The sequence below is a fragment of the Desulfurococcus mucosus DSM 2162 genome (assembly GCF_000186365.1).
Lineage (GTDB): Archaea > Thermoproteota > Thermoprotei_A > Sulfolobales > Desulfurococcaceae > Desulfurococcus > Desulfurococcus mucosus.
This window is the reverse complement of record NC_014961.1, coordinates 745,847-761,180: the sequence shown is the minus strand read 5'-3', so window position 1 is coordinate 761,180 and position 15,334 is coordinate 745,847. Positions and strand designations below refer to the sequence as shown.

Sequence of the window (15,334 nt, the reverse complement as noted above, 5' to 3'; positions counted from 1 at the left end):
CAGGGACGGGGGAGCGTGTTGGCCTCTCGTAAAGTATGCCTAGTGGTGCCTGTCGATGTAGCCCCGGTGAACCACCGGGCCACGTGAAGTGGCTGAGGGGAGTCCACGCCCGGAACTAGGATTATGGGCATGGGCAACCACGCTTATAAGCATCATTACGTAATGAGTCATCTGTGAGGGTGGTTAAGGTGCTGTGGCTCTATGATCCATTCACAATGATCGCGCTCATGTTAGCATACGCCGTCGGCTTCGTGGTAATGATGAGTATGGCAGCCCTGATAGCCCCCAGGGTGGCTAGGGGCTTCTCCAATAGGTTCGCGCTTAAATCCTCGATGATAATAGTGGGACTCCTCGCTGCTGCCTCAAGTATCGCTGGAATATGCCTCGTTGCATACTTGTTAACCAGCTACTTTGGTGCAGCACTCACACTGGACTTCGTGGCTGCGATAGCGGTCTTCGTGCTCTTAGCCAACTTGTTCACGTATCTGATCTCGCCTTTCATGATAAACCTCTTCTATGGTGCTAAACACAGTGAGGACCTCCAGAGAATCGTGAATGAGGTTGCTGCAAAACTCGGTGTGAACAGGCCTCCTAAGGCAATGCTGGTTAACTCGCCGCCGAATGCTTTCGCGTATGGTAACATCTTATCCGGAAGGTACATCGCAGTATCGAGGGAGCTCGCGGGGATGCTCAGCGAGGAGGAGTTGAAGGCTGTGATCGGACATGAGCTAGGACATCACATCCATAGGGACAACACGATAATGCTATTCATGGGGATCCTGCCGAGCATCATATATTACCTAGGTGTCTTCCTGATAAGAGCTGGACTAGTGTCCTCAAGCGTTTCAAGGCTCACATCACGTAGGAGGGATAATGCTTCAGGAGGCTTCATACTGGTTATTGCGGGCATAGCAGCTGTCGCGCTAAGCTTCATTGTCCAAGTACTGGTGTTAGCCTTCAGCAGGCTCAGAGAATACTATGCCGATACAAGCGGTGCCCGCGCCTCGTCACCGCTAAACATGCAGCGTGCACTAGCCAAGCTACACTTATACTATGAGGGGAGCAGCTATGCCAGGGAAGCAGTGTCAGCCAGTAAACTGAAAACCCTCTTCATATATGCGTTCACAGAGACCGTTGCAAGCCCCTTCTACCACTACAAGACGCCTCCAAGGATCGCATGGGAGAGGGTAGACATAGATGAGGTGATAGAGGAGCTTAAGCGGAGGGAGGTGAACAGCGTGCAGGAATTCTTCTCAACGCATCCACCAACACCTAAGAGGCTCCGCTTCCTCGACACATTGACCATGGATGCCACTGCTCCCAGATAGCTCTTATCCACTAGTCTTATGAGCACGCCATCCAATGCCTCATACTTGAAAACCGCACGCCCTAGAACAGTGGGAAGCCAGCTTTTTTAGACAACTAGAATCCCTTCATTCAATGCTTGAAACACATGTGCTGCATGGTGATGGATACTTCTCTACATCGCTGGGCTCATCAGCCACCTGCGACCCTAGAGCAGTTGCTCGTGAACCCTAGGCCGGGTGAAAGCCCCGCGTACAATAAACACGATGAATATCCGGGTCTGACCTCCTCCCCGCCCTAAAGGGGCGAGGGTTCCCCTTAGGGCGGGTCACGGGTTCCCCGCATCTGTTCGGGTTTACATCTGTCATCTGCGGGGCAGTCGGGGCAGTCGGAGATCCCCCATCTGGGCTAGGGGTCGTGGTGCCTCCACGGGCTCGGGGCTAACCCTGAAGACAGCGCACAGGGTTAGGAAACCCTCACCGCCCATAGAGGAAACCCCCACCTCTATTACAACGGCTACAACACATTTAAACTCAGCATCCCCGCCCTGAAAGGCGAGGCTTTCTTTCATGGTAAACGGAGTCAAGATGGCTGGCTTCTCCTGGAACCTTAATTAGGGGTCCCAGGGATAGTGGTCTCTTGGAACATGGTTTCGGTGTTTCATCGAATAATCTTAGACCACGGGGGGTAAGGGTTGGATTCACTGGTCTTAATGGTAGTCTCAATGGCCTTAATGGACTCGGTGGATCCATGCTTCTTCATATTATACGCCGGCATCCTTGCATCGTACTCCATGGGGGGCTTAAGGAAAATTACTGAAGTAGCATTGGTCTTCATATCATCGGTTTTCACTGGGTACTGGGTTTTCGGCTTCCTCCTTAGAGGGGTGTTGAGGACCCTCCCGTTTACCCCCGTCCACTTATCCATCATAATGCTGATCTACGGGGTCTTAATGGTAGCTTATGGACTGGTCAGTTTAAGAAGGCGGAGCGATGGGTCAGGCACGGTTTGCAGGGATGACATGGTTGAGTGCGGCTTGACGAACAGGCTGGGTCTAAGGAGGCTTGCTGAAGCTGGAGGAGCAGTATATGTGGCTGTAACAGGGTTCATAGCATCTTTTACCCTACTGCCCTGTAGTGCTGGAATGTACATAGTGTACAATGTTTTAATGAGTGGAGCCCCCTTATGGCTGTGGATTCCCTACACATTGCTCTATGTGGCACTATTTGTTTCGCCACTAGTGCTTCTAACGCTGGTATTCGTAGGCATGGCTAGAACACGGATCATTGAGAGGCTTGCAAGGCATCAGGGGATTATAAGAGTTCTCGGGGGCCTCACGGCTATACTTGTAGCTACATACATCTACTACCAATATCACTGAAACCTCCAGGGTTTTTCATAGAGGCCCTGTCTTCAGGCTTATAAAATCTTTCCGCCATATAGTAGCAGAGCTATCGAGACTATGGAGCCTGTGCGAGACGCATTGGATGCGGGGTCTGAACATGCCTCGGAGCAAGGGGAGGAATAGTGGGCGTGGGTCGTTGATACTGCTAGTACCTATAGTGGCATTCATCATCATAATAGCAGTAATGTTGTTGATGTGGCATCAGCCAACCGGTAGTGGCGGCACGCCTTTCTATTTGAGCACTGAGCGTGTGGCTGGAGTTAGCTTCACCGGGGACGAATGGAGAAGTATTTACAGCGAGATATCGTTGAAAACACCCCTCAACGATTCGATCAGAATCATATTCTTCGGTTCAACTACATGCCCCCACTGCCACAGGCAGTCGGAGTTTTTTAATGCAACAATGCCCGGTAAGGTATTGTACCTTTGGGTGGATGTAGATCAAGATGCAGGCTCCGTCTTCAGTAAGGTGGTTAATCTCGAAGTATCGAAGGGGATACCCTTCAACTATGCTGGCGGCGTACCCCATATGCTTGTCCTTGGCTCAGGGGGAGAGCTGAAGGCTATAGTGGTAGGGGAAGCCCTGGATCAAGGCTTCTGGAGCATGCTCCTATCTGGTTGACTCATGTAATATAGTGGCTTCGAATCCTGGATTCTTCAACACTCTTCACTATTTCGCCGAGTAGTGTTTCGAGGTTTATCTTTCCAGGTATTCCAGCTATCCTCCTGTGGCCTCCTCCGCCGTACTTTAACGCCAACTTTGATACATCAATGTACTCGCTGCGCAGGCTTAATCCTCTTGGATACCTGACGATGTAGACATGGGAGAAAATACCGTTTTTCTCGGCTACATGTATCAATTCCCCTGGGTGAACCCTGGGGTCAACATCCTGGAAAACCAGTATCTTTACTCCTCTTCTCTCAACGAGTTCGGCTCTAGCAATGGCTTCACGGATCAGGTTTTCATATACATTCTTGACTTCAAGCCTGTAGAGCTCAAGCAACCACTGGGGGGCCACGTCTCCCTTCATCAACGACTCTAATGCCCTGTACCGTATATCCCACTTATAGAAGCGTAGGACACGCCTGTATACAGTTGTGAGCTCATACCTTCCTTGGAACCAGTCATCGTCGAATGCGAGGTCGATTAGCATATTAGTGTACCTGTCTCTGACTACGCCAAGATAGTTTGCCACTAGGTCTGCTGCCACTGTGGACGGGTCATTCATGTAGGAGACAATGTCTCTAAACTTCGAGAATGCCTCCTCTACTTCAACAGGCCAAAGATGGTGATCCAGCCATCTAACCAGGCAGCCTCTGGCATGCATAGCCTTAAACAATTCCTCATAGTTCCTCAGCTCACCGGGCTGAGGATTGAGGTCGGCCACCCATATCTCGTCGTATCCTTCCTCGTAAACGTTTTTCAAATACTTGAATGTAGATGTAACGGATGAAAGCACCTGCTTACCTGGGTTGATATACCGTGAGATCAGCACATTAGAGGCTAAACCATCGAGATCCCAGTGTGTGACAACAGCCCTCTTCTTTGGCAAATACCTCACCCATCCGGATACATTAAAAACACGCTGGCCACAAGTGGATCATGGATTCCACGGTATTTAAATCATGTGTTGAAACCTTATAGTTTGCTTCCCAGGGTTAAACAGGGTTAGCCGGTATCAGTGGGTAGGCTTTAACCTCCTTCACAATGCTTGAGAGAACATACGACTCGGCCTCAACGGCTACTGAAACCGGTATTAAGCCGGAGTCCCTTACCACTATCTCAAGTGGTATGTTCACAGTTGTCCTACCGGGGATCCCTACTTCCTTCTCACTACTGCACCCGTTGCTGGGGCATGAAGCCTTGATTCTTACTTTTACAGGAGTGTCTAGCCCGTTAACTATGTCGACCACTATGGTTGTAGTGACTCCTGAGATAACGCGCTCAGGGATCTTGACGTCCTTTACCCTGATTTCTCGGAGTCTTTCATCAATACACCTCAGGGACTCATTCAACCATACATCTATTATCTTCGGTGACCAGAATTCAGCCCACCAGTAATCGCTGTCGAGTGCGTGCCACAGTGCCCATCTGGCTTTCTCACTGTAGGGGTCTCTTCCCCCCACCATGTACTCGTAGGTTTTAATCCTCCTGTATGTGTCAACGGCTTTAAGCCAATATTCTTCATGCCCCTCTTTCTCCCCCCTCCACTTTTTAAACGTGCAGAGCCATGTATTAGTGGGTATCTTGGTCAGGATACGTGTAGCTGGGAGTTCGCTGTACACTTCTCTCAGACTCATCAACCTAAGGAAGCCGGCGTCGCTGAGGGACTCGAGGAATAATAGTAGTTTATCCAGGTAGAAGGCTGTAAGCGGTGGATTACCCGAGAAGACCATCCAGTTTTCTCCATCGAGGGCAAGCGTGAGTATTCTTCCAGATGACTCCAAGATCCTCTTGGCTATGGTTAGGCTCATCTCGTAGGCGTTTCTCAACGCGTGTACCTCGCTGGTGAAGTTGTTTTTAAAGCTTAATACATCGCTCAACTCGTGGTTTCTGAAGTATACGACTATGTGTTTCCCGCTCTCCTTGTTTAAGGCGATGTATGGTTCATAGCTGCTTGTTTTCTCTCCCTCAGCTCCCTCGAAGTGGCATTTGTCATCGAGCACCGTGTACTCTATCCCGTTATCATAGTATATGTCTATAAGCTTCATGGAGAAAGCCATCTCAGGGGTCCATGCCCCAAGTGGTGTGACGCCGAGAACCTCTTTTGTAATGGATATACCGTATCTCACTTCGTCGCGGATCACGTCTTCCATCCCTAGTACATCTATGAGGAAGCCACCTATGGTGTGGGCGTAGATGCTTGTCAATACATCTATCTGGCCTCGTTCATAAGCCCTTACATACTTTGCAACCGTGTCCTCTATGATCCTTGCTCTCTCATCGCCGGGGGTCAACTGTTCACCAGTCTTGAATACTACTCCCTGCTTTACCGCTGTATGCCATTGCTTGATCAGGCTTGGGCTTAGATTATATGTCGCATGGTAATCACGGTGTTTTTCAAGCATTGCAGCATGGTAACTGTAGGGTGCATTACCATAGGGCCTAAGTGAGTTTCCGTATACATAGATGAATGCCCACGGGCCATGTATTGAGCCATCTGGCAGGTAATTGGGTGCTTGGTGATGATGCCACACTAGTGCAAGCCCCCTTGGCCTGCGTTGTCCGCGTGCATGAACTATGAAGGATACTTCATCGAGCAAGACGTCCCCTGTCTTTACACGGACACTGTAGAACCCGGGTTTTCCAGGGGCCTCGTAGGGTATGACACCAACTATAGGAGTTTCCCCTATGGTTAAGTCGCCTTCATATATGGTTTTCTCGTCATCGAAGACCGAGACATGTATGACCTTGCCCTTCTCGCCTGAGGCAAGTAGATGTATCTTCGCCTCCTCTCCAGGCATGAGGACAGGTTTGTTGAAGATAGCGTAAAGCTCCATGTTCTGGTATCTCTTTGAAGGCACAAGGGACATTCTAAGTCGCCTCAGCCACCCGGGTTCTCATCCCGCGATCCACGCGGCTTGAGGAGAGCATTGTATATCCCGAGCAGGCGGGCAGCTGAATTGCTCCAGGTGAAGCTACTAGAGTACTCAACACACCTCCTTCTCAGCCTAGCAGAGGATTCGTCCTCGTTCTCAACTATATCAAGCATTAACGTTAATGCTTCAATCATCCCCTCCCTGTCGAGAGGGGTGAAGAGCATGCCTGTCCCGTTTAATCCATACCTTCTCACGTCGAGGATTAGATCCCTGAACCCACCTGTGTTCGATGCAACCACAGGGGTCCCGGAGGCCATAGCCTCTAGCACCACTAGTCCAAACGGCTCGTACCTGCTTGGGGCGAGGAACACGGATGCTGAGTAGTATAGTGTCAAGTAGTGCTCGTAGTCAACGTACCCTGGTAAAACCCTTAGGTTGTCTGGGAAAAGGGCAACGTATTCTATGATCTCTCTTAGGAGCTCCTCGGTGCCGCTCACCGGGATTACTGCAAGCACGACTCTGGCACGCGGTATCTCTGAGACAAGCTTATCCATGGATTTGAGCAGTATGTCTATGCCTTTCTGCTTGGTGGATCTACCGGTCAGCAATATCAGTGGTCCATCCTGCTTGAACGGCTCGTTGACTGATACATCATACTTCTCCAGGAACCCCCTGATAACGTCATTCATATGGGGATCGGGGTTTTCAACCTCTATGAGTCTCCATGTGTCCCTAAGCAGTTTCCCCCTGACTAGTTTTCGGGTTCCATGGGAGAACAGGTCTCTCCCTCCAGCTATTTTAGAGACAACCTTTACCACGTCGTCCCACGTCCACGTGGTGGCATTGAAAACGTAGTCTACTTTAGTAGCGTTGTCGAGCCCCACTATTCTTACAACGTCACGGGTGTATCCCTTGCTCACAGTTAAAACCTTATCGCTAGTAAGTGCGGCTAAGCGCTCGACCCAGCCACCGGAGCGCTCATAGTACTCCTTCAATGGTTTAACGCCTAGTCCTCCACGTAAATAATCGTCTCCGCTTACACCAATACCTTTTGCGAGGGCCTCGAGATCTATGAGTGTACGCGAGAGCAGGTGTATCTGGTAGACTATGCCAACAGGTATTCCCATCCGAGTGGACTCGGCGTTCACTGCGAGGAGGGCTGGATAACTATGCCAGTCATGGCCGTGGACTATATCGGGTGTCTCTCCCCTCCCGGCGACGTGGTTGAAGTACTCCCTGACAATCCTTGCGAAGACGAGGCTTTTGAACAGTAGATTCCTGGAGTATACAATGGGTTCCTCGAGTACTCCGCCTGAGACTATGTAGTGTTTCACGGGTGCATTGTACTCCCATATAGAGTATTCTGAACCATTGATCCAGGTTTTGAAGACCTCCTTACCGGTAGTGTTCTCCTTCTTGAATCCATGGCTCGGTGTATATATCTCCACGTCCTCGCCCATAGACTTCATTGCCTCGGCGAGTCTCGGAGGCACCTCCGCTAAACCGCCGACCTTCCTGGTGTATATGGATTCAAATGTAAGCATCCAGGTTTTCAAGCCGCTACACCATTAGGCTTTAAGCATCCATGACACAGATGCCTCGTATTCCTCGCCTGGCTTCAATACTAGTTGCCTTGTGAACATTACGCCGAGTCCCTGTGGCATTTCCTTGAAGCCTTTTTCGGTTCTCGAGAGTGAGGCGAGTTGCGCGATCCACGCTTCATGGGGTTTGCTGGCCTCGAGCACTATGCTGGGGTAGCCAGCTGAGCCCACAGTGATCCTCTCAGTGTGGAAGACGCCTGATTCCGATACATCCCTGCTAACACCTTCTACAACATAGTAGGGTTTTTCATCGTTTTCCCTGTCTATTTTCCACGCTACATGGTACTCTATGCCCAGTCTTGTTGAGAACGTCTTGTCACCCATGTTCCTGATCCTATAAGTTACGGCATGCCCTTTATCGGTTAGATTTATCTTTTTCTCAACCATTACTGTTACCGGTGTGCTACCATACTGATAGAACCCGCCCAGAGCCCTCAGAGTGATCTCGTTGCCTTCTCCCACGGCTACATGGTGTTTCTTTAAAGCTAGATCACTCATGTCCTTGAAAGGCGTATTGTTGATCCAGTCGTAGAGACCGGTGTCATCGCTCCACAAGTGGATTCTCCAACTAACCCTCCTATACCAATCAGGGTGGAAGCCTGGTTTATTAATGTAGGGCTCGCCATACCTGCTCATGGTGTCCTGGAGATTGTGCTCGAGGCCCCTGGACTTGACGTCGTATTCGAAGAGTGTTCCCCCGTCATCAGGCTTCACGTAAAGGTTCTGGCTAGGTGTCTCTACAAGTACCTCGGGTTCGCCATCGTAGTCGAAGTCCACCATGCCCACCCTTACACCAGTGTCCCTGAAATACCCGGTCTCCCTCTCCGCCCATGCCTCAGTCCTGATTAGTTCCTCGTATATGGCCTGCCTCAAGTGTGCTAGATATATGCCTCCGAATAATCCATGCCAGTATGCGTCATTACATTGCGATAGAAGATACCCGGTCCTAACCTCCTCGGGCACACTGTCCAGGGAGCCGAGTTTTCTTCTCACCCACAGCATCTTCTTATGCATATTATTACTCTCCCTGTACTTTACGAGGAAGTTCCTAAAGAAGCCGCGGCTCCACTCAAGCATTTTATCGTAGCTTCCTGTGTCGAAGTAGAGTAATCCTCTAACCCCGTGCTCCATCAGGTACTCGCTTGGATGCGTCATTGAAACCCTATCCCTGCTCCTCCTCATTAACTCTAGGAATGAATACAGCCAGCTCCTGCTTCGCTCTGGATCCATCCATTCACCGAACTTCTCGGCGTCACTGCCCCATAGCACTAGCCTTGCTTGATCGCCTTCCCTCCCCTTGCTTACAAGATACTCTAGTACTCTTTCAGGTGGCTCCCATGGTAGTATATACCTTATTCCAGCGTCAATGAAGAATACTCTCACTAGTTGCCCGCTGTCCTCGGTGTTCCATGCATAGTAAGCGAGGTCCTGCGGGTGCCCGGTCTTGGTTAGTGTTGAGTCATCTATGAAGACGTATTCTACACCCAGCTTCCCCAGCACCTCTGGTAAGCCAGGTTCCCATACTCTTTCAGGTAGCCAGAGCCCCTTTGGCTTGAAGCCTGAGAGTCTTTCGAAGAGTGCTATGTATTCGCGTATCTGTGCCTCCCTATCCTCCCTGGGTATTATGGGTAGTATGGCTTCTCCGAGGCTTCCAGCCATGAATTCGAGTACGCCGAGGTCGCCTAGCTTGAATAATTCCTCAAGCCACTCCGGGTGATTCTTAGCTAGGTATAATAGTAGGGGTCCGCTCACATGCACGGTGAACTTTAAGTCAGCGAATGATTTGAACACGTCTAAGAGGAGTCTATAGCTGTTTACGAATATTTTCTCGTTGACGCCTTTCAGCTGACCGAGGGGTTGATGGAAGTGGAGTGCGAATATAAAGTTAACCCTGGGCACTTCAACCACCTACTCGACGAGCCCTTTAAGCACCCTCCTGAGGGCGGCGACTACTTCGCTATAAGCCATGGGCGTCTTCCTCAGCTCATCGATCTCGCGGGCAACGTCCTCGAGCCCCAGTACTCCTCGCAACCATGCGCTTATATCGCCCCTGTTCAAATGGTAGAGAAGGGACTCCGGGGGTGCTTTCTCCAATAGCTCTGTGAACTCGACTAGTGAGTGAGCACTTAAGCCCGTGTACTCACCGTTCGGCATCGTGAACCGGAATGCCTTTGCCTCGGGTAGAATCAGCTTTCTCAGGGTGCTTCTTCTATCTGCTTCAACCTCGCGTCTAACCATTTCGGCTACTGCGCCAAGAGCCTCCATGAATAATCCATGCGCTATGCTAGCGTTTTTATAGGGGGAGAAATACGAGTGAACCTCTCCTATGGAACCGAACTTCGTTGCCATATAGTACAGGTGGTCGCTTATGGTGAGAAGCTTCCATAGTCTAGTTAGCCAGGGCTTATCAACAGCCTTTATAAACGGCCTGATGGATGCGAGAGCATTGAAGGCTTCGCGCTGCATCTCGTTGCCCAACCATGCACTCAAGTCTCTCTCATCGGCCCAGCTTATAGGGGACCATGAAGGTACATCCAGCACATCTCTAACAGGGTGTCTCTCCACTACCTCGCTCGGCGTTGAGAAGTTGAGGTGGCCGTACTTCAAGACCTCGCCCGGCATCCACTTAAGGAACTCGTGTATACCTGACTCAGGCCAGTGGTGTTCGCCGAATGTCTCGTAGTCCACGGCGATAAATATCAGGTCTCCGGGGGTTGAGGCAATCCATGATGCATACTTGTCTGCTGTCAACGGGTATTGATCCCATGTCTTATCACTGAACCTGAAGCCTATGTCATCGCTTAACCTGTAGTTCCTCGTTAAGACCCGTATATCACATCCATAAGCCTTGTAAACATAGTTAGGGCTCCTCCAGCCAAGCACTCTTTCAACGCCCTCTGTCAACACAACCCTGTAGCCCATTGAGTCAAAGAAGCAGGCGACATCGTTACTATACGTGAACTCCGTGTTCTCGATCGAGGTGGGCCTATAACCTATGAGTTCTTCAACGAGCTTCCTGTGTTCAACCACCTGTTCACGTAGCTCGTCGAACCCGAAGTACGGTAGGAACGCAGCCATGCTATGATAATACGTTTGCTCCACGAATTCGATCATTCCAGTGCCCGCCAGCTCTCTGAAGAGATCGACGACCTCGGGTTTCCAGCGTTGCGCCTGCTCCAGGAACACGCCGCTCACACTGAAACTAGCCTTGAATCCCCTGGAACCCCCGGCATACCGTTTCACATTCTCAAGTATTATACGGGTGGCAGGAATGTAGCATCTCTCCGACGCTCTCTCGACAACCAGCCGGTTCAACTCGTTGTCAAACAACGCCTCCTCCACGTCCCCTGGCTCAACTCTACCGGCTAAGGCCTTTTCCAGTAGCCTGTAGTGAATATCTCTCCTCAGCCTGTAGGGCTGGTGCACCTCAAACATTAAAACTACATCGGTCAAAGGGCTCCACCACCCCTGTAGACACGGTAGGCCTCGAAGAGGCCTGCTATAGGTATTGAGACCCAGCTAGGCCTATAAAGAGACTCATAATACGTCTCATAGATAGCTCTCTCAACTATCCATGGGTAAAGAAGTCTTCGGAAACCAGTTAGAAGGGTATTCCTCTCCACCCCAAGTAGACGGGGATCCACATCCATTAGATAGGAGTAAACCATTGCTTTAACATGGGTAAGCCTCCAGGCAGCGGAGGGATCGTTGCTGATCATAACCTTGGACACCTCGCCTTGAGACCTCCCCGCACGGCTCATTATTGCTGCATGGGAGAGATAGTGGAAGCTCCTTATCATAGAGGCCAGGTCCCTTATAGGCGGCTCCTTCCAGAGCCTTTCATCAATGCTTCTCCCGGGTTCTCCCTCGAAGTCCGTTATTATGAAGTCCTCTGCCGGGCTCTCCACATATATCATTTGCGCCAGGTGGAGATCTTGATGGGTTCTAGCCTTCATTAGTCCCACATACTCATCCAGCATGCTGGCTGCGTCTTCAACTATCCCCCGTGTCTTCTCAAGCATGTCTCGCCAATACGCTGCCTCATTGCCCACGTTATCCCTCTCGCTGCTTACCAGCTCGTCAAGCCTCTTGAGGCTCGAAGAGTACATTCTCTCAAGCCGGGCTCTCCATTTCTCCACGTCGCCATCCGATATGGGTTCCGCTCCGAAGAAGTCTCCTCTCTCACTGTTGAGAGCCCTGTGTAGGCCTGAAATAATGATGCCGAGTTTCGATGCTAATCCGATCCTTAAACAGCTACCCTCCCCGCTAAGGCTCTTTAAGAGGGACTTGTAGAAGGGGTAGCCGCCGTCGCCAACTCCCCTGACGAACCTGGAGACCACGCCTGTAACGGTGTCCCTGTACCTTATGAATGCCAGGATCTCGGGTATATGCCTATATTTCTCCTCGGCTAGTCTTCGCAACATTAAGGCCTCCATGTTCACCATGGGTATCAACCTATAGCTCTTCAAGACCAGGCGGCTCCCGCTCTTCGTCTCGTAGAGTGCGACAGTGTTAGTCGACTCCAATGTAAGCGGCTCAGCGTGGAGTACCTCGGTCAACTCACTGGTTTCCTGCAGGTACTCTACAGTGATTCCCTCGATCTTACTCAGTGATTCAATGTACTTTGGGAGGTACTCGGCTTCAACATAGCATTCGTTGCCGATGCAGAAGCCCCTTGTCTTAAGGTTTGCCGGTACCTCCGTTACCCTGGCTAATGGGAGGTGGAATACCAGGTTGTTCGACCTGAAAAGCAGTATGGTTATTTCCCCGTCTCCACTATGCCCCAGAAGCTCTAGGCTTCTCTTAGTGCCTTTCCACGGCCACCATCTGGCCTGTGGCAGGTAGTTTTCCTCGAGATACCCTATTATTCTTTCCATTTCCACGCACGCTTTACGCTTGGTCCCCTAGGGCTTTAAGTATTGTCTCGAGGTAGTTTTTCAAATCATCCAGGTTCTTGATGGCGCCGGTTTCGAGGAGGTATGCCAGGTATTCATCACCGAGGGAGTCCTTTACCCATGTTGCCAGGTATTTCCTCATGTGTTCCTCGAGAACCGATTTATCGGCAAGCCCCGCATCGATTATCGCTAGGAGTTGCTTATAGTTCCTGAAGCTTAAAGGTATCTGTGCACCGCTCGATGGATCGGTTACAATGTAGGGTGGGGCTTCACGCCTCGCCCTGAGTGCTTGGAGAGACTTCTTTAGTTTTAAACCTGCCGCTGTAAGCGCGTAGAGCTCGCCCCGTTGCTCCACAAGCCCTTTTTCCTCGAGCTCTCTGAGATACCTCTTGACGGTGCGTGTAGATAAACCGGTCTCGGAGGAGAGTTTATCAATTGCCACCCCGTTTTCGTCCATGAGGCTGAGTAGCTTTAGGCTTGTAGTCATATATTTCGCCTGGAAGTAATTATTTTGACCGACATATATAAACTTGTATCAATCCCGTGCTAGTAGTAGCTTTTCCTTATCTATGAACCGTATTGCAATAATCATTGAAACAAGGGAGACCGCTGGAAGCACTATGAGACTCCTAGCGACGACAGCCAGCTCGCCGTACACGTATCCCTGTATTGCTAGGATGCTATGCGTGTACGGTACGAGCATTAAGGGGTACATGATGCTCGGGGGAAGCTTCGGGAAGTCGATCATCCACCCGATTATGAAGAATACGAGCCCTATGGATGACACTATTCCAGCCACATTGCTAGCGCTCCTTAAGCCGCTGCTCCTCGCTATGAAGGGTGTAGCTATGGAGACTGTTACAAGTATCGTCAGGAACGCTGTCACCACATGTATGCATACGAGTACTGGATCCATTACTACAAGTATACCGCCGCCGAAAGCCATTATGATGAGGGTAACGTAGGCTAGTATCCCACCTAGATCCGCTAGTGATGCAAGCACTCCGAGCATGGATGCCGCTACAAGCTTCGAGAGGAACACCTCTGAGACCGAGGCCGGGCTCGTCAACAACATCTCCATGGTTTTCCTCTCCCTCTCCCCTATCACCCCGTCGATGACGTATGAGGCAGCCGGGGTTACGACGAAGGAGAAGCTGAGTACAAGTAAGCGGGCTACAAGGCTCTTCAAGGCTTCCTCAGCTCCAACCTCTGCACCTGAGGGGGATACAAGCACCACGCTGCCAACCACGATGGGGTTCCTGAGGGCATTCACGTCAACCGGGCCTACGCTGGCTAGTTTTGCAAGCGCTTCCAGTTTCCTTCCAGAGAGCTGTGCGGAATAGTAGTCGATGAACCCCCTCACAGTGCCCTCGGCTTGCTGAGCGGCTTGAACATTCGCCCTCCTGATAATATCTACTGAGGCAACCCTGTCAATGCTCGAGGCGTTCTCGGCGAAGCCCCTCGGTATGACCACGACTAGGTCTATACTCGAGTTAGATAACGCGGTCCATTTATCACCATACATATAGACGTTGAAGCCGGATCTAGATAAGTGCTCCCTTATGCCTGCTGCTAGATCCCTGGAGGAAACAGTTATGTTAAATACTGGAGACACATGGGTTGACGCGTCTTCATCAACTACGGCTATGTTCACTGGTTGCTGCACCATGAGGAACACTGTGAGCAACCCGATCGCGGGCATCGCAATCAATGGTAGAAGAATAGTCGTTATCAATGCTTTCCTATCCCTTGAGATCTCCAATGCCTCCTTCCACAGGAGAACCCTGATCCTACTGGTTCCACGCATCACTCCTCATCCTCGCTGACCAGCATGGTGAAGACCTCCTCCAGGTTTGAAGCATTGAACTCCTCGACAAGCCTCCTGGGCTCGCCCTCAGCCACGATCCTCCCCTTGGATATCAATCCAACTCTATCGCATAGGTACTCTATTTCCAGCATGTTGTGACTGCTAAGGATAACAGTGGAGCCTGTCTCAGCAACATACTGCCTTATCGTCCTCCTCACGCTGACGCTTGCATGTACATCGAGCCCGCTGGTCGGCTCATCGAGTATGGCTAGCATGGGCTTCCTCATTAAAACAGCGCCTAGGAGGAGACGCCGCTTCATCCCGTGGCTGTAGGTTCCAGCCTCATCATGTAATCTGTCTCCTAGCCCCGTTATCCTTGCACCGTACTCAACCATAGACTCAACGTCCCCGCCGTAGAGCCTAGCGTAGAACAACAGGTGTTCCAAGCCGGTTAACCTCTGATACGTGTTGGCCTCCTCGGGCAGGTAGCCTATTAGCCTCCTCGTCTCCTCGAACTCCCTATAAGGGTCGCGGCCGTAGACCTTGACCGTGCCACGGGTTGGCTTAACTATCCCTGCTATGATCCTCAGGAGGGTTGTCTTACCGGCGCCATTGGGCCCTATCAACCCATATATCTCTCCAGGCCTCACAGTGAAGCTCACGCCTCTAACAGCATATGTTTCATCATCATAGACCTTGTGGACGTCGACTACCTCGACAGCACTCATTCAACCACCGTTCGAGTGATAGAAGACGTATTGAAACGTTTTTAAATCCGGGA

Annotated in this window: 12 protein-coding genes; 3 read left to right on the top strand and 9 right to left on the bottom strand. The window is 50.8% G+C overall.

What is annotated here, in order from left to right; genetic code table 11:
• Positions 1-215 precede the first annotated feature (215 nt).
• From DESMU_RS03860 to DESMU_RS03845, 3 genes are all read left to right on the top strand, one after another.
• The gene (locus DESMU_RS03860) at positions 216-1,328 is read left to right on the top strand and encodes a zinc metalloprotease HtpX (RefSeq protein ID WP_048078616.1); all 1,113 of its coding nucleotides are present in this window, start codon (positions 216-218) and stop codon (positions 1,326-1,328) included.
• Between the two features lie 671 nt (positions 1,329-1,999).
• The gene (locus tag DESMU_RS03850; RefSeq protein WP_013562289.1) at positions 2,000-2,686 is read left to right on the top strand and encodes an electron transporter; all 687 of its coding nucleotides are present in this window, start codon (positions 2,000-2,002) and stop codon (positions 2,684-2,686) included.
• Between the two features lie 121 nt (positions 2,687-2,807).
• On the top strand, positions 2,808-3,332 hold the full coding sequence (locus tag DESMU_RS03845) for a thioredoxin family protein (protein WP_083799343.1): 525 nt from the start codon (positions 2,808-2,810) through the stop codon (positions 3,330-3,332).
• Position 3,333: 1 nt separating this feature from the next.
• Here the strand turns inward: DESMU_RS03845 and DESMU_RS03840 are convergent, their stop codons facing one another.
• From DESMU_RS03840 to DESMU_RS03800, 9 genes are all read right to left on the bottom strand, one after another.
• The gene (locus DESMU_RS03840; RefSeq protein WP_425358424.1) at positions 3,334-4,272 is read right to left on the bottom strand and encodes a DHH family phosphoesterase; all 939 of its coding nucleotides are present in this window, start codon (positions 4,270-4,272) and stop codon (positions 3,334-3,336) included.
• 97 nt (positions 4,273-4,369) lie between these two features.
• Entirely contained in the window at positions 4,370-6,244 is a 1,875-nt protein-coding gene (locus DESMU_RS03835) for a glycoside hydrolase family 57 protein (protein ID WP_013562286.1), read from the bottom strand.
• Positions 6,245-6,255: 11 nt separating this feature from the next.
• On the bottom strand, positions 6,256-7,806 hold the full coding sequence (locus tag DESMU_RS03830) for a glycosyltransferase (RefSeq protein WP_013562285.1): 1,551 nt from the start codon (positions 7,804-7,806) through the stop codon (positions 6,256-6,258).
• Between the two features lie 12 nt (positions 7,807-7,818).
• Positions 7,819-9,750 carry an alpha-amylase/4-alpha-glucanotransferase domain-containing protein gene (locus DESMU_RS03825; RefSeq protein ID WP_013562284.1) on the bottom strand — a complete coding sequence of 644 codons (1,932 nt, stop codon included), beginning with the start codon at positions 9,748-9,750 and terminating at the stop codon, positions 7,819-7,821.
• 9 nt (positions 9,751-9,759) lie between these two features.
• Positions 9,760-11,304, bottom strand: coding sequence for a glycoside hydrolase family 57 protein (locus tag DESMU_RS03820; protein ID WP_013562283.1), 1,545 nt, complete (start codon positions 11,302-11,304; stop codon positions 9,760-9,762).
• The gene (locus DESMU_RS03815; RefSeq protein ID WP_013562282.1) at positions 11,301-12,728 is read right to left on the bottom strand and encodes an alpha-amylase; all 1,428 of its coding nucleotides are present in this window, start codon (positions 12,726-12,728) and stop codon (positions 11,301-11,303) included. Before DESMU_RS03815 ends, DESMU_RS03820 begins: the two co-directional genes overlap by 4 nt.
• 13 nt (positions 12,729-12,741) lie before the next feature.
• Positions 12,742-13,233 (bottom strand): winged helix-turn-helix domain-containing protein, encoded by a 492-nt coding sequence (locus DESMU_RS03810; protein ID WP_013562281.1) that lies wholly within the window; start codon positions 13,231-13,233, stop codon positions 12,742-12,744.
• Between the two features lie 48 nt (positions 13,234-13,281).
• Positions 13,282-14,553: an ABC transporter permease gene (locus tag DESMU_RS03805; RefSeq protein ID WP_013562280.1), complete on the bottom strand. Its 1,272-nt coding sequence runs from the start codon at positions 14,551-14,553 to the stop codon at positions 13,282-13,284.
• Positions 14,553-15,281, bottom strand: coding sequence for an ABC transporter ATP-binding protein (locus tag DESMU_RS03800; RefSeq protein ID WP_013562279.1), 729 nt, complete (start codon positions 15,279-15,281; stop codon positions 14,553-14,555). Before DESMU_RS03800 ends, DESMU_RS03805 begins: the two co-directional genes overlap by 1 nt.
• Positions 15,282-15,334: the final 53 nt, after the last annotated feature.

What these genes read in the sequence shown, in the direction of transcription:
- DESMU_RS03805 (WP_013562280.1), bottom strand. Translation starts at nt 14,553, where the DNA reads ATGCGTGGAACCAGTAGGATCAGGGTTCTCCTGTGGAAGGAGGCATTG.
- DESMU_RS03835 (WP_013562286.1), bottom strand. Translation starts at nt 6,244, where the DNA reads ATGTCCCTTGTGCCTTCAAAGAGATACCAGAACATGGAGCTTTACGCT.
- DESMU_RS03845 (WP_083799343.1), top strand. Translation starts at nt 2,808, where the DNA reads ATGCCTCGGAGCAAGGGGAGGAATAGTGGGCGTGGGTCGTTGATACTG.
- DESMU_RS03800 (WP_013562279.1), bottom strand. Translation starts at nt 15,281, where the DNA reads ATGAGTGCTGTCGAGGTAGTCGACGTCCACAAGGTCTATGATGATGAA.
- DESMU_RS03810 (WP_013562281.1), bottom strand. Translation starts at nt 13,233, where the DNA reads ATGACTACAAGCCTAAAGCTACTCAGCCTCATGGACGAAAACGGGGTG.
- DESMU_RS03860 (WP_048078616.1), top strand. Translation starts at nt 216, where the DNA reads ATGATCGCGCTCATGTTAGCATACGCCGTCGGCTTCGTGGTAATGATG.
- DESMU_RS03815 (WP_013562282.1), bottom strand. Translation starts at nt 12,728, where the DNA reads ATGGAAAGAATAATAGGGTATCTCGAGGAAAACTACCTGCCACAGGCC.